Raw genomic sequence first — 19,636 nt, 5'->3', positions numbered from 1 at the left:
AGCAGCGGAGTAGCGGAATACAGAAGGTGGCCCGGGGTCAGTACCCCCTGGCCCCGGGCCGGGCGGGGCCCGCGCCTCGCCGCGCGGGCCCCGCGATGGTGGGCGGTACGGCGTACCGCGCTGTGTCCGTGCCTCGTGCCGCCTCACCCCGCCCCACGGGGGGAGGACGGGGGGAGACCGCACGAGGCACGGTGGCAGGCAGCCCGACGGGCCGGGCGGCCGGCTGGGGTCAGGTGCTGCGGCGGGTGCCGCCGCGGAAGCTGGCGCGCAGGTATTCGCGGTTCATCGTGGCGATGGATTGCAGCGGAATGCCCTTGGGGCACGCGGTGGCGCACTCGCCGGTGTTCGTGCAGCCGCCGAAGCCCTCCGCGTCCATCGTGCCGACCATGTCCAGGACCCGGCTCTCCCGCTCGGGGCCGCCCTGCGGCAGCACGTTGAGGTGGACGACCTTCGCCGACGTGAAGAGCATCGCCGAGCCGTTGGGGCAGGCCGCCACGCACGCGCCGCAGCCGATGCACTCGGCGTGTTCGAAGGCCAGGTCGGCGGCGGCCTTCGGTACCGGAGTGGCGTGTGCGTCCGGGGCGCTGCCCGTCGGCGCCGAGATGAAGCCACCGGAGCCGATGATCCGGTCGAACGAGGACCGGTCCACGACCAGGTCCTTGATGACCGGGAAGGCGGAGGCGCGCCAGGGCTCGATGTCGATGGTGTCGCCGTCGGAGAAGTGCCGCATGTGCAGCTGGCAGGTGGTGGTGCGCTCGGGGCCGTGCGCCTGGCCGTTGATGACCATGCCGCACGCGCCGCAGATGCCCTCGCGGCAGTCGTGGTCGAAGGCGACGGGCTCGTCACCGCCGAGGATCAGCTCCTCGTTGAGGTGGTCGAGCATTTCGAGGAACGACATGTCCTCGCTGATGCCGTCCACGTCGTACGTGGTCATGGCGCCCGGCTCGTCGGGGCCGTGCTGGCGCCAGATGCGCAGGGTGAGCCTCATGCGTAACTCCGCTGGGTGGGGTGGACGTACTCGAAGCCGAGTGCTTCGCGGTGGAGTACGGGGGGTCGTCCGGTGCCGGTGAACTCCCAGGCCGCGGCGTACGAGAACGCCTCGTCCCTGCGTTCCGCCTCGCCGCCCTCGGTCTGGCTCTCCTCGCGGAAGTGACCGCCGCAGGACTCGGCCCGGTGCAGCGCGTCCAGGCACATCAGCTCGGCCAGCTCCAGGTAGTCGGAGACGCGGTTGGCCTTCTCCAGCGACTGGTTCAGGTCCATGCCGCTGCCCGGCACCTTGATCCGGCGCCAGAACTCCTCGCGCAGCGACGGGATGCGTTCCAGCGCCTTGCGCAGTCCGGGCTCCGTGCGCGCCATGCCACACTCGTCCCACAGCAGTTCGCCCAGCTCCCGGTGGAAGGAGTCGGGGGTGCGGTCGCCGTTGTTGGACAGCAGGGCGTAGAGCCGGTCGGTGACGGCGGACACCGCTTCGGTGATCGCCGGGTGGTCCCTGGGGACCTCGTCGTGCGGGTGCCTGGCGAGGTAGTCGTTGATGGTGGCGGGCAGGACGAAGTAGCCGTCGGCCAGCCCCTGCATGAGTGCGGAGGCGCCGAGCCGGTTGGCGCCGTGGTCGGAGAAGTTGGCCTCGCCGACCGCGAAGAGACCGGGGATCGTGGTCTGGAGGTCGTAGTCGACCCACAGGCCGCCCATCGTGTAGTGGATGGCCGGGTAGATGCGCATCGGCACCTCATACGGATTCTCCGCGGTGATCCGCTCGTACATCTCGAAGAGGTTGCCGTACTTCTCCTCGACCGCCTTGCGGCCCATGCGCGCGATGGCGTCGGCGAAGTCCAGGTAGACGCCCTGGCCGCCGGGTCCGACGCCGCGTCCCTCGTCGCAGACGGTCTTCGCGGCGCGCGAGGCGATGTCGCGTGGCACGAGGTTGCCGAACGCCGGGTAGATCCGCTCCAGGTAGTAGTCCCGCTCGTCCTCCGGGATATCGGCGGGCGGGCGCCGGTCGTCCTTCGCCTTCGGCACCCAGATGCGCCCGTCGTTGCGCAGCGACTCGCTCATCAGCGTCAGCTTCGACTGGTGGTCGCCGGAGCGCGGGATGCACGTCGGGTGGATCTGGGTGAAGCAGGGGTTGGCGAAGTAGGCGCCCCTGCGGTGGGCCCGCCAGATCGCCGTCGCGTTGGAGTTCTTGGCGTTGGTGGACAGGTAGAAGACGTTGCCGTAGCCGCCGGAAGCCAGCACCACCGCGTCGGCGAGGTACGTGGAGACCTTGCCGGAGATCAGGTCGCGGGCGACGATGCCGCGCGCCCGCCCGTCGATGACGATCAGGTCGAGCATCTCGGTGCGCGGTCGCATCTCGACATGCCCGGCGGCGATCTCCTTTGTCAGCGCCTGGTACGCGCCGAGCAGCAGCTGCTGGCCGGTCTGCCCCCGGGCGTAGAAGGTCCGCGAGACCTGTACGCCGCCGAAGGAGCGGGTGTCGAGCAGCCCGCCGTACTCGCGCGCGAACGGCACGCCCTGGGCCACGCACTGGTCGATGATCTCGACCGAGACCTCGGCGAGGCGGTGCACGTTGGATTCGCGGGCGCGGAAGTCGCCGCCCTTGACGGTGTCGTAGAACAGCCGCCGGATGGAGTCGCCGTCGTTGTGGTAGTTCTTGGCGGCGTTGATGCCGCCCTGCGCGGCGATGGAGTGGGCGCGGCGCGGCGAGTCCTGGTAGCAGAACTGCACGACGTGGTAGCCCTGTTCGGCCAGGGTGGCACCGGCCGCGCCGCCCGCGAGCCCGGTCCCGACGACGATGACCGTGTACTTGCGCCGGTTGGCCGGATTGACCAGCTTGGCCTCGAAGCGGCGCTGGTTCCAGCGCTCCTCGATCGGGCCTGCCGGGGCCTTGGTGTCGGCGACGGGTTCGCCGACGGTGTAGTGGGCGGAGTCGTGCACCTGCGCCGTGTCCACGGACTCCTCCACCATGCCCGGCTCCGTCCCGCTGAGTTCCGTCTCGCTCGGCTCCGTCTCGCGTCGCGTCATGTCAGTCCACCAATCCGAGCATCACGCTCACAGGTATGGAGATGAACCCGCAGGTCATCGCCAGTGCGAGGCCATTGGCCGTGGCCTTCAGGGCACGGTCCCCGCGGGCGCTGTTCACCCCGAGGGTCTGGGCGGCGCTCCACAGCCCGTGCCGGATGTGCAGTCCGACGGCGAGCATCGCCGTGATGTAGATGGTGTTGCCGTACCAGGTGCTGAAGCTCGCCACGAGGTTCTCGTACGGGTGGCCGGACTCGGCCCGCTCGTTCACGGTGAGCGTGGTGAAGTCGAGGATGTGCCACACGATGAACAGGGTGAGGATGACGCCGCCCCAGCGCATCGTGCGGGTCGCGTAGCTCTGGCGTTGCCGCTGGTGCGCGTACTTCTGCGGGCGGGCGGCACGGTCGCGGCGGCTGAGCTGGTACGCGGTGACGCCGTGCAGGACCACGGCCGCGAGCAGCACCGGCCGGACGATCCACAGGAACCAGCCGTAGTGCAGGACGGGTTCGCCGATGGTCCGCAGCCAGTGCCCGTAGTGGTTGAACTCGTCCGCGCCGAAGAACACCTTCAGGTTGCCCGCCAGGTGGGCGATCAGATAGCTCAGCATGATCAGGCCGGACACGGCCATGATCGCCTTCTTGCCGACGGTCGAGCGCCACACCGATCCGATGAGGGACGGGGCGCGGTCCGTCCGGGTTGCCAGTGCCATGTCACCCGACGCTAGAGACACGCGGTGCCATCAGTCCAAGACATGAACAGGCTCGTTTCCATAGGGGCTGACTATCATCGGTGGATGCAGCTGCAACAGCTCCGTTATTTCGCGTCCGTAGCGGACCTCCGCCACTTCACCCGGGCCGCCGAGGCGCTGCACGTGGCGCAGCCCTCGCTGTCGCAGCAAATCCGGGCGCTGGAGCGGGAGCTGGGCGCCGACCTGTTCCACCGGGCGCGCGGCAACATCACGCTCACCGACGCGGGGGCGGCGCTGCTCCCGCTCGCCCGGCAGATCCTCGCCGACACCGAGACAGCGCGCCGCGAGGTGCAGGAGGTGGCCCAGCTGCGGCGCGGCAGGGTGCGGCTGGGCGCGCCGCCGAGCCTGTGCGCCAGCCTGGTGCCCGACGTGCTGCGCCGCTTCCACGATGAGTTCCCGGGCGTCGATCTCCTCGTGGACGAGGGGGGCTCGCAGGACCTGGTGCGCACCCTGGCCGCCGGGGAACTGGACCTCGCGCTGATCATCAGCCCGCAGCCGAGCCAGGGCCCGGCGCTCGCGATCACCGAGCTGCTGCACGAGGAGCTGGTCGTCGTCTCCTCGCCGTCGTCGCCGCCCCCGGCGGGTGCCCGCCCCCGTATCCGGGTCGACGACCTGCGGAGCCGTCCGCTCGCGATGTTCCGACGCGGCTACGACGTGCGGGAGTTCACCATGGCGGCCTGCCGGACGGCCGGTTTCGAGCCCACTCTCACCGTCGAGGGCGGCGAGATGGACGCCGTACTCGGCTTCGTGCGGGCGGGACTTGGCATCGCCGTCGTCCCCGGCATGGTCGCCGCCCGCTCGGGGTTGCGGGTCACCCCGTTCGCCGGTCGCGGCATGGACCGCACGATCGCCGTCGCGCACCGCAAGGACGTGGCGCCGCCCAGGGCCGCGCGCGAGCTGCGGCGGGTGCTCCTCGACTATCTGCGCACGGCCGACCTCGGCGAGGCGGCCGTGGTGGCGCCGGGGGCCGCGGGCGGGCGCCAGGGGTGAACTTCCGGCGCGCGGCGGGGGGTGGCGCCGTGGTGTGCGGCGGCGCGGAGTTGGCGGCGTCGGCGACGGCGCCGCCGTGCCGGGCTCCCCGTGACGGTCATGCCGGTCGGCCGCCGCCTGTCAATTGATTATTGGCGTCCGCCTGCTGCCAGTCGGCCCGGGCGATCGGCTCCCCGCGGCGGGTCCGTGGCAGGAACAGGCGGGCCATAACTGGCGATTTTGTTCGTGATCATGGGTAACCGTCGGCGATCATGGGCAACTCGGGCGAATTACTGGATTCCATGAAAGAGGCTGTCCGGTTCCTGCCAAGGGAATCGGGAACAGCTTTCTCGTACCCCTCGATGCAGGCAGGAATCGATAGCCGCGCCCGGTCCTGACAGGATGTTGTTAGTGGGTTTGCTGGCCACTGATTGCGGAATCATGCAGACTTGCTTGGAATCGGGTCGCGTGCTGTGACGCCTCGCCCCGGCCGCCGGGATGAGCGGGCCGGGTGACATGCGATTCCGGACAGTCGACCGGTCAGAGATGTTCGGCAGTCGTGCCTGGAAAGGGTAGTGACATGCAATACATGATTCTCGCTCGTTATTCGCAGGAGGTCGTGAAGACCGTCCTTCAGGAGCCCAAGGCGATGGGTGTGCGTGACGAGCACGCCTTCAAGTTCTACGGTGCTCTCGGCGGCAAGGTCATCAACTGGTGGTTCACCCGTGATGTCGAGTACAACTTCGTTATCGTCGTGGACTTCCCGGACCCCGAGGCCGCCCATGCCGCCGTGCTGACCGGCTACTCGACCGGTGCGTTCGAAGAGGGCAAGATCATCCCGCTGGCGACGGCCGAGGAGATGGTGAGCACTCTTGAGCGCGCCAAGCCCGCGCTGGACATCTTCTACCCGCCGGCCGCCGAGAACGCCGACGCTGACGCCTGACGGTTTCTGACGGATGGAGCCGCCGCGCCCGCGGCCCGGCGGCTCCGCCCGTTTTCTCATTGGCGTAGACCTTTTGGCGTAGACCTTGCTCTGCCTCGGCCGAGGGCGGTACGCCCGGCTTTTCTGGCATGCAACCCGGAATTGTTTGTGAGAGGGAGACGTGAGTAGTAATTCCCGCATAGTGCCGCCCGATCCCCAGGCCACTAATCTGGTGGATCTCCTTCGGTTGCGGAGCGCGGAAGGAGGGCAGCAGCCCGCCTTCACCTTTCTTGCCGAGGGTGAGGAAGTAACGGAAAGGCTGACCTTCGCCGACCTCGATCTGAGGGCGCGTGCTATCGGCGCTCACCTGAGAAGTATCGGTTCGCCCGGTGACCGGGTCCTGATGCTTTATCCCTCGGGTCCAGAATTTGTCGCCGCGTTTTACGGCTGCCTTTATGCCGGAATGATCGCGGTGCCCGCCTATCCCCCGCGTTCGGACAAGCACGCCGCCCGGCTCAACGCCGTCGCCGAGGACTGCGGCGCCGCGATCGTCGCCGTGCCCGGCTGGCTGCACGACCAACTGGCCCAGAAGTACTACCCGGACGCGCACTGGGTCGCCACCGACCGCGTCGCGCTCAGCGCGGCCGACGACTGGCGCCGCCCCGAAGTCGCCTCGGACGACCTGGCGTTCCTCCAGTACACCTCGGGCTCCACCGGCACGCCCAAGGGCGTGATGCTCAGCCACCGGAACCTGCTGCACAACTGCTCGATGATGGCGCACGCCATGGCGCACAGCGAGCGCCCGGTCTATGTGTCCTGGCTGCCGCTGTTCCATGACATGGGCCTGATCGCCAACCTGCTCCAGTCCCTGTACTGGCAGTCCGAGTTGGTCTACATGCCGCCCGAGGCGTTCCTCCAGGACCCGATCCGCTGGCTGCGGGCCGTCACCCGGTTCGGCGGCACGTTCAGCACAGCACCGAACTTCGCGTACGAGCTCTGCGTCCGGCGCACCCGCCCCGAGGACCGCGCCGACCTCGACCTCAGCACCTGGCGGGTCGCGCTCAACGCCGCCGAGCCGATCCGGGCGGAGACCCTGGACCGGTTCCAGGAGACCTACGCCGCGCACGGCTTCGAGCCCGGCACGTGGTACCCGGCGTACGGACTCGCCGAGAACACCGTGTTCGTCAGCGCCGGACGCCCCGGGGACGGCGCCACGGTGCTGCACCTGGCAGGCGCCGAGCTGGAACAGGACCGTGTCGTCGAGGTCGCCCCCGGCACGCCGGGCTCGCGCACCGTCCTCGCCTGCGGCACCGTCCACCTCGACCAGCGCCTGGCCATCGTCGACCCCGACTCCCGCCGCGAGCTGGCCGTCGGCACCGTCGGCGAGATCTGGCTGAGCGGCCCCAGCGCCGGGCGCGGCTACTGGGAACGCGCCGAGCAGACCGCCGAGACCTTCGGAGCCCGGCTCGCCGGGGACTCGGGACCCGGCGCGCAGTCCTGGGTCCGCACCGGAGACAAGGGCTTCCTCACCGCCGACGGCCAGGTGTGCGTCACCGGACGCATCAAGGACATGATCATCGTGCGCGGGCGCAACCTGTACCCGCAGGACCTCGAACGCACCGTGGAAGGCGCCGACCCGGTCTTCCGGCCCGGCTGCACCGCCGCCTTCGCGGTGGACACCGACGGCGAAGAGCGCGTCGTGGTGGCCCAGGAAGTACGCCACGACGACGTGGACGCCGCCGCGCTCGGCGCCGCCGTCGCCGCGGCGCTCGCCGCCGAGTACGAGGTGACGCTGCACGAACTGCTGCTGCTGCGCACCCGCGCGGTGCCCAAGACCTCAAGCGGCAAGATCGCCAGGCGCGCCACCCAGCAGGGCTACCTCGACGGCTCGCTGGACGTGGTGGCGACGTGGACCCGCCCGCAGGCCGTGCCCCGACCGGCGGAGGTGGCCGGTTCCGGCGACTCCGGCCGGCAGGCCGCGCTCGTCCGCGAGGTCACCGACGCCGTCGCCGCGCACCTGGGCATCGCCGCCGACACCATCGACCCGGCCGCCCCCTTCGTCTCCTACGGCGTGGACTCGGCCGGAGCCGTCGCCATCTCCGGCGCGCTGCAACGGTCGCTCGGCCGCCGACTGCCCGCCGCGCTGCTGTACCAGCACAGCACGGCGGCCGACGTCGCACGCTTCCTCGCCGGAGCCCGCGCCGATGACCGGGCAGCGGCACCGGAGCGCCCCGCGCCGACGGCCGCCGACGAGCCGATCGCCGTCGTCGGCGTCGCCTGCCGCTTCCCCGGCGCGCCCGACGCCCAGGCGTACTGGGACCTGCTCATGCGCGGCGACGACGCCATCACCGAGGCGCCCGCCGATCGCTGGGACAACGAGGCGCACTACGACCCCGAGCTGAAGCGGCCCGGGAGCCTCGCCACCCGCTGGGGCGGCTTCCTCGACAACGTCACCGACTTCGAGCCGGAGTTCTTCGGCATCTCCCCGGCCGAGGCAATCGGCATCGACCCGCAGCAGCGCCTGCTGATGGAGGTCGCGTGGGAGGCGCTGGAGAACGCGGCGATCGCCCCCCAGTCGCTCGCGGGCAGCGACACGGGCGTCTTCGTCGGCATCAGCAACAACGACTACCAGCGGCTGACGGCCGGGGCCGCCGACGCGCTCGACGCCCACTACGGCACCGGCAACGCGCTGAGCATCGCCGCCAACCGCCTCTCCTACCTGTGGGACCTGCGCGGCCCCAGCCTCTCCCTGGACACCGCCTGCTCCTCGTCTCTGGTCGCGCTGCACCAGGCGTGCGAGACGCTGCGCCGAGGCGAATCCTCCATGGCGCTGGCCGCCGGGGTGAACCTCATCCTGTCGCCCGACCTCACCTCGGTGTTCTCCCGCGCCCAGATGATGGCCGCCGACGGCCGCTGCAAGGCGTTCGACGAGTGCGCCGACGGTTACGTACGCGCCGAGGGCTGCGGCGTCGCCGTGCTCAAGCCGCTGTCCCTGGCCCTGGCCGACGGTGACCAGGTGCTGGCCGTCGTCCGTGGCTCCGCCGTCAACCAGGACGGCCGGTCCAACGGGCTCACCGCCCCGCACGGCCAGGCACAGCAGGACGTGCTGCGCGCCGCCTGGTCGGCGGCGGGCGTCGCGCCCCGCGACATCGGCTACGTCGAGGCGCACGGCACCGGCACCGGGCTCGGCGACCCCATCGAGTACGAGGCGCTGACCGCCGAACTGACCCGTGGCGAGGCCGCCGCCGACGCGGAGCCGTGCCTGCTCGGTTCGGTCAAGACGAACATCGGGCACCTGGAGTCGGCCGCCGGGATCGCCGGCTTCATCAAGGTCGTCCTCGCCCTGCGGCACGGCACCATCCCCGCGCATCTGCACCTGACCAGGCTCAACCCGCATATCGCCGACCTTGATTCGCCGCTGGAGATCCCGAGCCAGGCCACGCCCTGGCCGGAGCACCGGCGGACCGCGGGCGTCAGCGGCTTCGGCTTCGGCGGCACCAACGCGCACGTGGTGCTGTCCGCCGCGCCCGCCACCGCCGCCGCGCCCGCCACCGCCGCCGGGTCCGCCGGGGGCGGCACCGCTGCCGCGCCGGAGGACGGGGACGCCGACCCCGAGCTGCTGGCCCTGTCGGCGCGTACCCCGCAGGCGCTCCAGGAACTGGCGGGCCGCTACGCCGACTGGCTCGGTCGCGCCACCCAACCCACCCAAGCCGAAGCCGTGGGCGGCCCGTTGGGCGGTGCTTCACTGGCCGACATCGCGTACACCACCCACACCGGACGCAGCGCGCTGACCCACCGGCTGGCCGTCACGGCGGCCAGCCTCGACGAGGCGGGCCGGACCCTGCGCAAGTACGCCGAGCAGGGCAGGCCGCGCGCCGACGCCGCGCGCGGCAAGGCCGGGCGCGGCGCCCCCGCCACCGCCTTCCTCTTCACCGGGCAGGGCTCCCACCACCCGGGCATGGGCGGCGCGCTCTACCGCGCCTGGCCGGTGTACCGGGAGGCGTTCGACCGCTGCGCCGACGTGCTGCGCCAGCGGTTCGGCTTCGACCTGCACGAGGTCATCGACGACGCGTACGCCCTCGCGAAGACCGAGTTCGCCCAGCCCGCGATCTTCGCGGTGGAGTACGCGCTGGCGGCGCTGTGGCGCTCGGTGGGCGTGGAGCCGACGTGCCTGGCCGGACACAGCGTGGGTGAGTACGTCGCCGCCTGCCTCGCCGGGGTCTTCACCCTTGAGGACGCGCTGACACTGCTCGGCACCCGCGCCCGGCTCATGCAGCGGCTGCCCCCGGGCGGCGCGATGCGCGCGGTGCGGGCCGGGGAGGAGCTGGTGCTCGCCGCGCTCGCCGGATACGAGGACCAGGCGTCGCTCGCGGCCGTCAACGGGCCCGACGACGTGGTGGTCTCCGGTACCGCCAAGGCGGTCGCCGCGGTCAGCGACGCGCTGGCCGCACAGGGCCACCTCTCCAACGAGTTGCAGGTCTCGCACGCCTTCCACTCACCCCTGATGGACCCCGTACTCGACGCGTTCCGCGAGGTCGCCGAGACGCTGACGCCGCGCGCGCCGCAGCTGCCCCTGGTGTCCTCGCTCACCGGCAGGCTCGCCGGGCCCCGGATGGCCACCGCCGACTACTGGGTGGACCAGCTGCGGCAGACGGTGCGGTTCGGCGACAGCGTCGGCACCCTGCTCGCCGAGGGCTGCGCCGCCGGGATCGAGATCGGGCCCGACGCGGTCCTCGCGCCGCTGGCCAAGCGGATCGCGAAGGAGGCGGCCGGAGGCGGCAAGCGGGTCGCGGAGACGGGCCTGTGGGTCAGCTCCATGCGCCGAGCCCGGCCCGCCCCGCGCACGCTGGCGCAGGCGTTCGGCGCGCTGTGGACGGCCGGAGTGGCGGTGGACCTCACCGCCGCACAGCGGGGCCGTACCCCGGCCGACGGGGCGGGACAGGTCCGGTGCGTCACCCTGCCGGGCTACCCGTTCCAGCGCCGCAGGCTCTGGCTGCCCGACGAGCTGCCGACGCTCGCCAGCGGAGCCGCGCCGAAGGCCCGCGCCCACCCGGACGCGGCGGCGGGCGGCGCCGGGCGCCATCCGCTGCTCGGCCGGCGGCTGCCGGAGATCGCCGACGATCCGGACCGCCGGCTGTGGCAGCGGGTGCTGTCCAGGTCGCAGGTCTCCGTCCTCGACGACCACCGCATCCAGGGCCAGGTCGTCGCCCCCGGCACCAGTTACATCGAGATGGCGCTGGCGGCGGCCCGTGATCTCACGCCCGACGCCCGCTACCACCTGCGGGACATCGAGTACCACAGCGTCCTCGGCGTGCCACCGGACAGCGGGCGCGTCGTCCAGGTCGCGCTGCACGGCGATCCCGGTGAGGCGCTGGCCTTCAGCGTCCACAGCCGGGGCGAGGACGACGGGTCCGGCTGGACCCGGCACGCCACCGCACGACTGGTCAGAAGCCGACAACCGGCGATTCACGCGGAGAACGGGGGAAGCACGTCATGAGGTTCAGCCTGATGTTCTTCGCCAGCGACGAGAACTCACTGAGCGGGGCCGACCGTTACGACCTGCTCGTCAAGAGCGCGCGGTACGGCGACGAGAACGACTTCCTCAACATCTGGGTGCCCGAGCGCCACTTCACCCAGCTGGGCTCGCTCTACCCCAACCCGGCAGTGCTGTCGGCCGCGCTCGCCAGGGAGACCAGCAAGATCGGTCTGCGGGCGGGAAGCGTGGTGCTTCCACTGCACAACGTGCTGCGGGTCGCCGAGGAATGGGCGGTCGTGGACAACCTGTCCGGCGGCCGGGCCGGGATCTCCTTCGCCTCCGGCTGGAACCCGGACGACTTCGCCTTCTTCCCCGACCGGTACGGCGCGCGCAACGACCACATGGACGAGGCCGTGCCGATGGTCCGCGCGCTGTGGCGCGGTGAGCAGATACCCGTCACCAGCGGCACCGGCAAGACGATCAGGGCCCGCACCTACCCCAGGCCGCTCCAGCCCGAGCTGCCGGTGTGGCTGACCGCCGCCAGCTCACCGGCGAGCTTCGCCAAGGCGGGCCGCAACGGCGTCAACCTCCTCACCCACCTGCTCGACCAGGGTGTGGAAGGTCTCGCCGAGCGCATCGCGATCTACCGCAAGGCGCGTGCCGACGCCGGGTTCGACCCCGAGGCCGGCCAGGTCACCGTCATGATGCACACCTTCGTCGGCGAGGACCCCGAGCACACCCAGGAACTGGCGCGCGACCCCTACTGCACCTACCTCAAGGGCAACCTGGGCCTGCTCAAGGGCCTGGCGCGCAGCCGCGACCAGGACGTGGACATCACGACACTGCCCGAGGAGGAGCTGACGCAGTTCGTCGGCTTCCTCTACGAGCGGTTCGCCACCTCGCGCTCGCTGATCGGCTCGCCCGAGTCGTGCCTGCCGCTGACCAGGCGTCTCGCGGCGATCGGCGTGGACGAGGTCGCCTGCCTGCTGGACTTCGGCCCGCCCACCGAACAGGTGCTCGCGGCCCTCCCGTACCTCAACCAGCTGCGCGAACTCGCCGAGAACGACCCGGAGGTGCGCGGCGCGGCCGGGCTGCGGCCGTTCGTGCCGGTGCGGTCCGTACGCGATGTCACCGGTGGCACCGACGGCGATGGGGAAGGCACCACCGGAGACGGCACCGCCGCGCCCGCCCCGGCCTGGGACGACGACCCCGAACTGATCAGGACCCGGTGTGTGACGCCGGTCGACGCCGGGGGCTTCTTCGACCGGGTGGAGACGGCGGGCGCCGAGTACGGACCGGCGATGCGCTGCCTGGACGAGCTGTGGGTGGGCCCCGGCGAGGTCCTGGGGCGGCTGCACTTCCCGCAGGAGGCGGACGCCGAGCGCTACGAGTTCCACCCGGCGCTGCTGGACAACGCGTTCCTGCTGCTCGGCGCGCTCGCCCCGGGCGCGCTCGACGGGGGAGGCACGCTCGCACTGCCGATCGGCGTGCGCGGGCTGCGGCTGCACCGCAGGCCCAGCGGCGTCTTCTACTCCCACGTCATCAGGACACCGGCGGTGGAGCCCGAGGGCGAACTCGTCGCCGACGTCCGGCTGTTCGACGCCGAGGGCCTGGTCGCCGAGGCGCAGTCGCTGCGCATGCGCATGGTGGAGGTGGGCGGCGAGCGCGGTGACGTGGGCGAGCTGTGCTACCGCACCGACTGGGTCGGCGTCCCCGTGCCGGAGCCGGACCCCGAGGCGGCGGAGGCAGGCCGCTGGCTCATCGTCGCCGACTCCGCCGACCCGGCGGGCCCCGGTCACACGCTGGCGGCCGCGCTGACCGCGGCGGGACACCGGCCCGAGACCGCCGTGGCCGACGGCAGCGACGCCGGGCAGGTGCGCCGGGCGCTGTACACGGCCCTCGCCGAGGGCCCGCTCAGCGGCGTGGCGATGCTGGCGCCGCTGGCCGCCCCCGACCTGCCCGACGCCGAGACCAGCCAGGTCGAGGCCGCCGGGCAGGCCGCCACCGAGTCCGTCCTCGAACTCGTACGCGGCGCCCTTGAGCTGGACGACCCCACCCGCTGCGGCCGGATCTGGCTGCTGACCCGGGGCGCCCAGCCCGCCGCGGACACGGCGGTGACCGCCTCCGGCGTGTTCCAGTCGCCGGTATGGGGGCTCGGCCGGGTGCTGGCCGCCGAGCACCCCGAGCTGTCCGGTGGCCTGGTCGACCTCGACCCGGTCGCCGAGTGCCCCGCCGAACTGCTGGCCGCGATCCTCACCGGCGACCGGTCCGAGGACCAGCTCGCCCTGCGCGGCCCGCGCGCGCTCGCCCCCCGCCTGGTGCGCGCCACCGAACTGTCCAAGGCCGTCGAACTGCCGCCCCGGCTGGACCCGCACGGCACGTACCTCCTCACCGGCGGCCTCGGTGACATCGGCCTCGCGCTGGCCCGCCAGGCCGTGGCCAGGGGAGCCAGGTTCCTGCTGCTCACCGGCAGGCGGGGGATCGTGAACGAGACGCAGCGCGCCGCGGTCGAGGAGCTGACCGCGCTCGGCGCACGCGTACATGTCGCGCCCGCCGACGTGGCCAGCCCCCAGGAGGTGGCCAGGCTGCGCACAGGGCTCACCGAGGCCGGGCTGCCCCCGGTCACCGGCGTCATCCACCTCGCCGGTGTCGTGGAGGGCTCGATGCTCAGCGGCCTGGAGCCGGAGCGGCTGCGTGCCGTGGCAGCGCCCAAGGTGTCCGGCGGCTGGAACCTGCACCGGGTCTTCGGTGACGCGCGGCTGTTCCTCCTGATCTCCGCGCTCCCGGCCGTCGTCGGCCCGGTCGGGGTCGGCGCGGCCAACTACGCCGCCGCCAACTCCTTCCTCGACGCGCTCGCCCACCACCGGCGGGCAGCGGGCCGGGCCGCCGTCGCCTTGGGCTACGGCCCGTGGAACGAGATCGGACTCGCCGTACGCGAAGACGGCCTCGACCAGCTCAGCCGGGTGGGCGTCGGCAGCATGACGCCCACCGAGGGCCTGGAGGTCTTCGACCGGGTGCTGGACCAGGACCCGGCGCAGGTGACCGTGGCCAGGCTCGACTGGCCCGGCCTCCTCGCCGCGTTCCCGCAGGCCCAGCAGACCGCGCAGTTCGCCGAGTTCGCCTCGGACGCCGGGGACGGCGCCGCGTCGGAACTGCTGGAGCGGTGCGCGCAGGCGTCCGCCGAGGAGCGGACGGCCATCGTCGCCGACTACCTCACCGGGCGCCTCGCCCACGTGCTGCGCGCGAACGCCGAGGACATCGACCGGCAGCAGCCCATCGTCGAGATGGGCATGGACTCGCTGATGTCGCTCGACCTGCGCAACCGCATCAAGGCCGGACTCGGCATCGTCGTCCCGCTGGTACGGCTGCTCCAGGGCCCCACCGTCGAGGAACTCGCGGGGCACGTCCTCACCCTGCTCGCCGACGAGTTGGACGACGCCGCCGAGGAGCGAGAGGAATTCACCCTGTGACCGTCACGCCCGACCCCACCCAGACCCCACCCGCCGGGCCGCCACCGGCGGGCCCCGGGGGACCGGCCGCGGAACTGGCCGCCCTCCTCGACACCCTCACCGCCGCCCGCGTCCGGGTCACCCTCGAAGGCGAGGAGCTGAAGGTCTCCGCCCCCGGCGGCGCCCTCACCCCCGCGCTGCGGGACGCGCTGCGCGCGGCCAAGCCGGAGCTGCTGGCGCATCTGCGCGCCGAGCGGAACGCAGCGACCGCCATCACGCCGCTGCCCCGCGACGGGCGGGCCTTCCCGCTCGCCGCCAGTCAGGAGGCGCTGTGGCTGCTGGACGAGCTGGAGGGGCACCAGCCGACGTATGTGCTCAGCGGCGGCGTACGACTCGAAGGGCCGCTGAAGCCCGACCTGCTCGTCGCCTGCCTGACCCGCCTCACCGAACGGCACGAGGCGCTGCGTACCGCCTTCCGTACCGGTGCGGACGGCACCCCCGAGCAGGTCGTACTGCCCGCGCAGCCACTCGCCGTCACGCGGGCCGACCTCAGCGGCCTGCCCGAAGCGGAGCGCGAGGCCGAACTGGCCCGGGTCGCCGTCGAGTCGGCGCGGACCCCGTTCGACCTGTCCAAGGGCCGCCTGCTGCGCGCCACGCTGCTCACCACAGGCCCTGACTCGGCCTACCTGGTGCTCACCGTGCACCACATCATCGCCGACGCCGGATCACTGGCCGTCGTCTTCAAGGAACTGTTCCGGCTGTACGAGGCGGACGCCGGACTCGCCGCGCTGCCGCCGCTGTCCGTGCAGTTCGCCGACGTCGCCGGGTGGCAGCGCGAGGCGCTGTCACCGGTCACCGCGCACCGGCAGAACGCGTACTGGCGGCAGCGGCTCGCCGACGCGCCCCCGCTGCTCGAACTGCCCACCGACCGCACCAGGCCCGCCCGGCAGTCCTTCCAGGGCGCCGTCGAGCGGTTCACGTTCGGCGAGCGGGACACCGCACGGCTCGCCGAGGTGGCCACGGCGCACCGGGTCACCCCGTACGTCGTGCTGCTCGCCTGCTGGGCGGCGGTCCTCGGCCGGTACGCGCACGCCGAGGACCTCGTGATCGGCACGCCGGTCAGCGACCGGGAGCGCCCCGAGGCGAAGTCCGTCGTCGGTTTCCTCATCGGGACCCTGCCGCTGCGGGTCGACCTGTCCGGCGACCCCACGTTCGCCGAGCTCCTCGACCGGGTGCAGCACACCTTCCTCGAAGGGTTCGAGCAGCGGGCCGTGCCGTTCCAGCGGATCGTCGCCGAACTCCAGCCGGAACGCTCCCTCAGCCACGCGCCCGTCTTCCAGAACATGCTCACGTACTACGAGACGCCGTACCGCGACATCCGGATGGGAGACGTCACGGCGACCCCGGAGGACCTGCACAGCGGCACCTCCAAGTTCGACCTGACCCTGTTCGTGGAGGACCAGGGCGACCGCCTGGCGTGCCAGCTGGAGTACGCCAGTGACCTGTTCGACGCCGCAACGGCGCGCCGCATAGCCGACTCCTTCCAGCAGTTGACGCACGCCGCACTCGCCGGGCCCGGCACCGCCGTCTCCCGGCTGCCGCTCCTGGCCCCCGAGCAGCGTGCCGAGCTGGTGGAAGGCCGCAACGCCACCGCCAGGGACACCGACCTGGACCGGCCGCCGCACCAGTGCGTCGCCGAGCAGGCCGCCGCGACCCTCGACGCGGTCGCCGTCGTCGCGGGTGACCACGCGCTCAGCTACGCCGAGCTCCACACCCAGGCCGGGCAGCTCGCCCAGCTGCTGCGCGGCCACGGCGTGGGCCCCGGCGCACTCGTCGCCCTGCACGCGCGGCGCTCACCGCGCGCCTGCGTGGCCATGCTGGCCATCCTCAAGGCCGGGGCCTGCTACGTACCGCTGGACCCGGGCCAGCCCGCCGAGCGGGTCGCCGGCATCCTCACCGAAGCCGCCTGCCAGGTGCTGCTCAGCGACACCGAGGTGGCCGCGCCCCCGGGCACGAAGGCGCTGCGGCTCGACGAGCTGGAGTGGGCCGGGGAAACGGCCACCGCCGACGCGGCGACCGGCCGCGACGACCTGATGTACACCATCCACACCTCGGGCTCCACCGGCCGCCCCAAGGGCGTCGCCATGCGCCACGGCGCGCTCGCGAACCTCCTCGCCTGGCAGGCCCGCACCACCCCGTTCACCGCTGACGACCGCGTACTCCAGTTCACGCCGCCGCACTTCGACGTCAGCGTGCAGGAGACGTTCGCCACGTGGACGGCGGGCGCCACCCTCGTCCTCGTCGACGACGAGCTGCGCCGCGACGCCACCCGGCTGCTGCCGCTCCTGCGCGACCAGCGCGTCACCCGGCTGTTCCTGCCGTACGTGGCGCTCCAGCAGCTCGCCGAGGTCGCCGCCGCACGCGGCAGCTGGCCGACCGGACTGCGCGACGTGTTCACCGCCGGGGAGCAGCTCCACGTCACCGACGAGGTGCGGGCCTTCTTCGAGCACACCGGGGCGAGGCTGCACAACCAGTACGGCCCCGCCGAGACCCACGTGGTCACCGCCCACACCCTCACAGGGCCGCCCTCCGGCTGGCCCCGGCTGCCACCCATCGGCCGCCCCGTCGACAACACCCGGATCTACCTGCTCGACGCGCACGGCGAACCCGTCCCCGCGGGGGTTACGGGCGAGCTGTACGCGGCGGGCGACTGCCTGGCCCGCGGCTACCTGGGCCGGGACGATCTGACCGCGGAGCGGTTCGTGGACGACCCGTTCCGGCCGGGCGAGCGGATGTACCGCACCGGTGACCTCGCCCGCTACCGCGCCGACGGCGAGATCGAGTACCTGGGCCGCACCGACAACCAGGTCAAGATCCGCGGGTTCCGCGTCGAACTCGGCGAGATCGAGGCCGCCCTGCTGCGCCACCCCGGTGTCACCGCCGCCGTCGCCGAGCCACGCGGCGACGACGCCGCCCAGCGGCGGCTGATCGCCTGGGTGGTGCCCGCGGACGCCGACCGGTTCGACGCCGAGGAACTGCGCAGGGCGTGCGCGGAGACGCTCCCCGAGTACATGGTCCCCGCCACCGTCGTGCCGATGAGCGCCCTGCCCACCACCAGCACCGGCAAGGTGGCCCGCAGGGAACTCCCCGTACCCGAGCAGCGCGCCGCCGCCACCGCACCACCCACCACGCCCACCGAGAAGTCGGTGGCCACCGCGGTCGCCGACGTCCTCGGTATCGACATCGCACGTGTCGGCGCCGACACCAACTTCTTCGACCTGGGCGGCCACTCGCTGGCGGCGACCCGCGCCGCGCTGCGCCTCAGCGAGGAACACGGCGTCGAACTCACCGCACAGCTGCTGTTCGCCCACCCGACCGTGGCCGGGATCGCACGCACCGTGGACGCGCTGACCTGGGCCGCCGCCCCCACCGACACCGCGCACGCTTCCGGCACCGCCGAAGCCAGGGAAGAGGGAGAGCTGTGACAACGCCCGTCGAACTGCTCGCTGAGCTGCGGGCCCGCGACATCCGGCTCTGGGAGGACGGCGGGCGGCTGCGCTTCAGCGCCCCGCCCGGCGCCCTGGACGACGCGCTGCGCGCCGAGCTCAAGGCCCACCGCGACGCCCTGATCTCCCTGCTCGGCGCGGGCCGGGGCAAGGAGCGGCCGCCCGTCAGCCGTATCGAGCGCACCGGCAAGCTTCCCCTGTCCTACGGCCAGCAGCGCATGTGGGTGATGGCCGAGATGCTGCCCGAGTCGGGCGCGGCGGCCTATGTGCTCTCCGGCCGCGTCACCCTGGACGGCGACCTGGACGTGGCCGCGCTGCGCCGCGCGCTGACCGAGGTGGTACGCCGCCACGAGGCGCTGCGCACCGTGGTGCGCTCCGGCGGCGAACAGCCGTACGCCGAGATCCTCGACGCGTCCGAGGTCCCCCTGCCGGAACACCGGCTCGCCCCCGGCGAGAGCGTCGAGGCACTGGCCCGTGCGGAATCCAGGCGCCCCTTCGCGCTGGACAGCGGCCCCCTGCTGCGCGCCACCCTCGTCCCCGAGACACCCGGCCGCGCCCATCTCCTGCTGTCCGTCCACCACATCTGCGCCGACGGCTGGTCACTCGGCGTCCTGTACCGCGAGCTGTGCGCGCTGTACGGCACGTACACCACAGCAGACCAGGCGGACGGCGCGGAAGCCGGCCGGCTCGCCGAACTCCCGGTGCAGTACGCCGACTACGCGGCCTGGCAGCGCACCCACCTGGCGCCCGCCGCGCTGGGTGACGAGGTGACGTTCTGGGAGCGCGAGCTGGCGGGCCTGCCCGCGCTGCTCGACCTGCCCGCCGACCGGCCCCGGCCCACCACGCAGTCCTACCGGGGCGCGGTCGAGCCGTACCGGCTGCCCGTCGGACTGCGCGACGCGGTGCGCGCGTTCGCCAGGGAACGCGGGGTCACCCCGTTCATGGTGCTGCTCGCCGCGTGGTCGGCGGTGCTGTCCCGGCTCAGCGGCAGCACCGACTTCGCGGTGGGCTCACCCGTCGCGGGGCGGGCCAGGCCCGAGGTCGAACCGCTCATCGGGTTCTTCGTGAACACCGTCGTGCTGCGCGTGGGGACCGGCCAGGACCCCACGTTCGGGGACCTCGTCGACCGGGTGCGCGCCACCTCACTGGCCGCCTTCGACCACCAGGACCTGCCGTTCGAGCAGCTGGTCGAGGTGCTCCAGCCGGAACGCGCGCTCAGCTACAGCCCGCTGTTCCAGCACATGTTCATCTTCCAGAACGCGGCCGACGACATCTTCACCCTGCCGGGGCTGACCAGCGAACTGGAGGAAGTGCACACCGGCACCGCGAAGTTCGACACGACCCTCATCGCCGAAGAGGACGAGGACGGGCTGCACGGCGGCCTGGAGTACGCCACCGACCTGTTCGACGCGGCCACCGCCCGGCGCCTCGTCGGCCACTGGCACACCCTGCTCGAAGCGGCCCTCGCCGCGCCCGGGACCGCCCTGGCCCAGCTGCCGCTGCTCACCGGCGCCGAACGCGAACGGCTGCTGACCGAGTGGAACGCCACCG

General features: G+C 72.5%; 8 protein-coding genes and 1 pseudogene. 6 read left to right on the top strand and 3 right to left on the bottom strand.

The annotated features are described in order from the left end of the window. Nucleotides 1-229: 229 nt before the first annotated feature. Genes AC5P1B_RS03240 through AC5P1B_RS03230 form a run of 3 tightly spaced genes read right to left on the bottom strand, consistent with a single transcriptional unit; the run spans nt 230 to nt 3,724 of the window. Entirely contained in the window at nt 230-988 is a 759-nt protein-coding gene (locus AC5P1B_RS03240; protein WP_493884626.1) for a succinate dehydrogenase/fumarate reductase iron-sulfur subunit, read from the bottom strand. Beyond that, nucleotides 985-2,961 (bottom strand): fumarate reductase/succinate dehydrogenase flavoprotein subunit, encoded by a 1,977-nt coding sequence (locus tag AC5P1B_RS03235; protein WP_493884841.1) that lies wholly within the window; start codon nt 2,959-2,961, stop codon nt 985-987. The genes AC5P1B_RS03240 and AC5P1B_RS03235 overlap by 4 nt, the downstream gene beginning before the upstream one ends. Before the next feature lie 58 nt (nt 2,962-3,019). Next, complete coding sequence (locus tag AC5P1B_RS03230; protein ID WP_493884625.1) at nt 3,020-3,724, bottom strand: succinate dehydrogenase cytochrome b subunit; 705 nt, start codon at nt 3,722-3,724, stop codon at nt 3,020-3,022. Nucleotides 3,725-3,808: 84 nt separating this feature from the next. Here AC5P1B_RS03230 and AC5P1B_RS03225 point away from each other — a divergent pair, with 84 nt between their 5' ends. The 6 genes and pseudogenes from AC5P1B_RS03225 to AC5P1B_RS03200 form a co-directional block, all read left to right on the top strand. Continuing rightward, complete coding sequence (locus tag AC5P1B_RS03225) at nt 3,809-4,753, top strand: LysR family transcriptional regulator (RefSeq protein ID WP_493884624.1); 945 nt, start codon at nt 3,809-3,811, stop codon at nt 4,751-4,753. Nucleotides 4,754-5,312: 559 nt separating this feature from the next. Next, the gene (locus tag AC5P1B_RS03220) at nt 5,313-5,675 is read left to right on the top strand and encodes a GYD domain-containing protein (protein WP_493884623.1); all 363 of its coding nucleotides are present in this window, start codon (nt 5,313-5,315) and stop codon (nt 5,673-5,675) included. 160 nt (nt 5,676-5,835) lie between these two features. Further along, nucleotides 5,836-11,151, top strand: a complete 5,316-nt coding sequence (locus tag AC5P1B_RS03215) for a beta-ketoacyl synthase N-terminal-like domain-containing protein (protein ID WP_493884622.1) — start codon at nt 5,836-5,838, stop codon at nt 11,149-11,151. Next, nucleotides 11,148-14,600: a bifunctional LLM class flavin-dependent oxidoreductase/SDR family oxidoreductase gene (locus tag AC5P1B_RS03210; protein ID WP_493884621.1), complete on the top strand. Its 3,453-nt coding sequence runs from the start codon at nt 11,148-11,150 to the stop codon at nt 14,598-14,600. Before AC5P1B_RS03215 ends, AC5P1B_RS03210 begins: the two co-directional genes overlap by 4 nt. Continuing rightward, nucleotides 14,597-18,064: a non-ribosomal peptide synthetase gene (locus AC5P1B_RS03205; RefSeq protein WP_493884620.1), complete on the top strand. Its 3,468-nt coding sequence runs from the start codon at nt 14,597-14,599 to the stop codon at nt 18,062-18,064. Before AC5P1B_RS03210 ends, AC5P1B_RS03205 begins: the two co-directional genes overlap by 4 nt. Continuing rightward, nucleotides 18,061-19,605: pseudogene (locus AC5P1B_RS03200) on the top strand (condensation domain-containing protein); the annotation flags it as partial. The gene AC5P1B_RS03205 and the pseudogene AC5P1B_RS03200, both read left to right, overlap by 4 nt. Nucleotides 19,606-19,636 lie beyond the last annotated feature (31 nt).

It is taken from the genome of Streptomyces sp. A01, from assembly GCF_059026195.1.
This window is presented reverse-complemented; position numbering and strand designations above follow the sequence as displayed.

Bases quoted from the DNA above. Each gene is read 5' to 3' on its own strand.
- AC5P1B_RS03240 (WP_493884626.1), bottom strand. From the start codon at position 988: ATGAGGCTCACCCTGCGCATCTGGCGCCAGCACGGCCCCGACGAGCCG.
- AC5P1B_RS03235 (WP_493884841.1), bottom strand. From the start codon at position 2,961: ATGGTGGAGGAGTCCGTGGACACGGCGCAGGTGCACGACTCCGCCCAC.
- AC5P1B_RS03230 (WP_493884625.1), bottom strand. From the start codon at position 3,724: ATGGCACTGGCAACCCGGACGGACCGCGCCCCGTCCCTCATCGGATCG.
- AC5P1B_RS03225 (WP_493884624.1), top strand. From the start codon at position 3,809: ATGCAGCTGCAACAGCTCCGTTATTTCGCGTCCGTAGCGGACCTCCGC.
- AC5P1B_RS03220 (WP_493884623.1), top strand. From the start codon at position 5,313: ATGCAATACATGATTCTCGCTCGTTATTCGCAGGAGGTCGTGAAGACC.
- AC5P1B_RS03210 (WP_493884621.1), top strand. From the start codon at position 11,148: ATGAGGTTCAGCCTGATGTTCTTCGCCAGCGACGAGAACTCACTGAGC.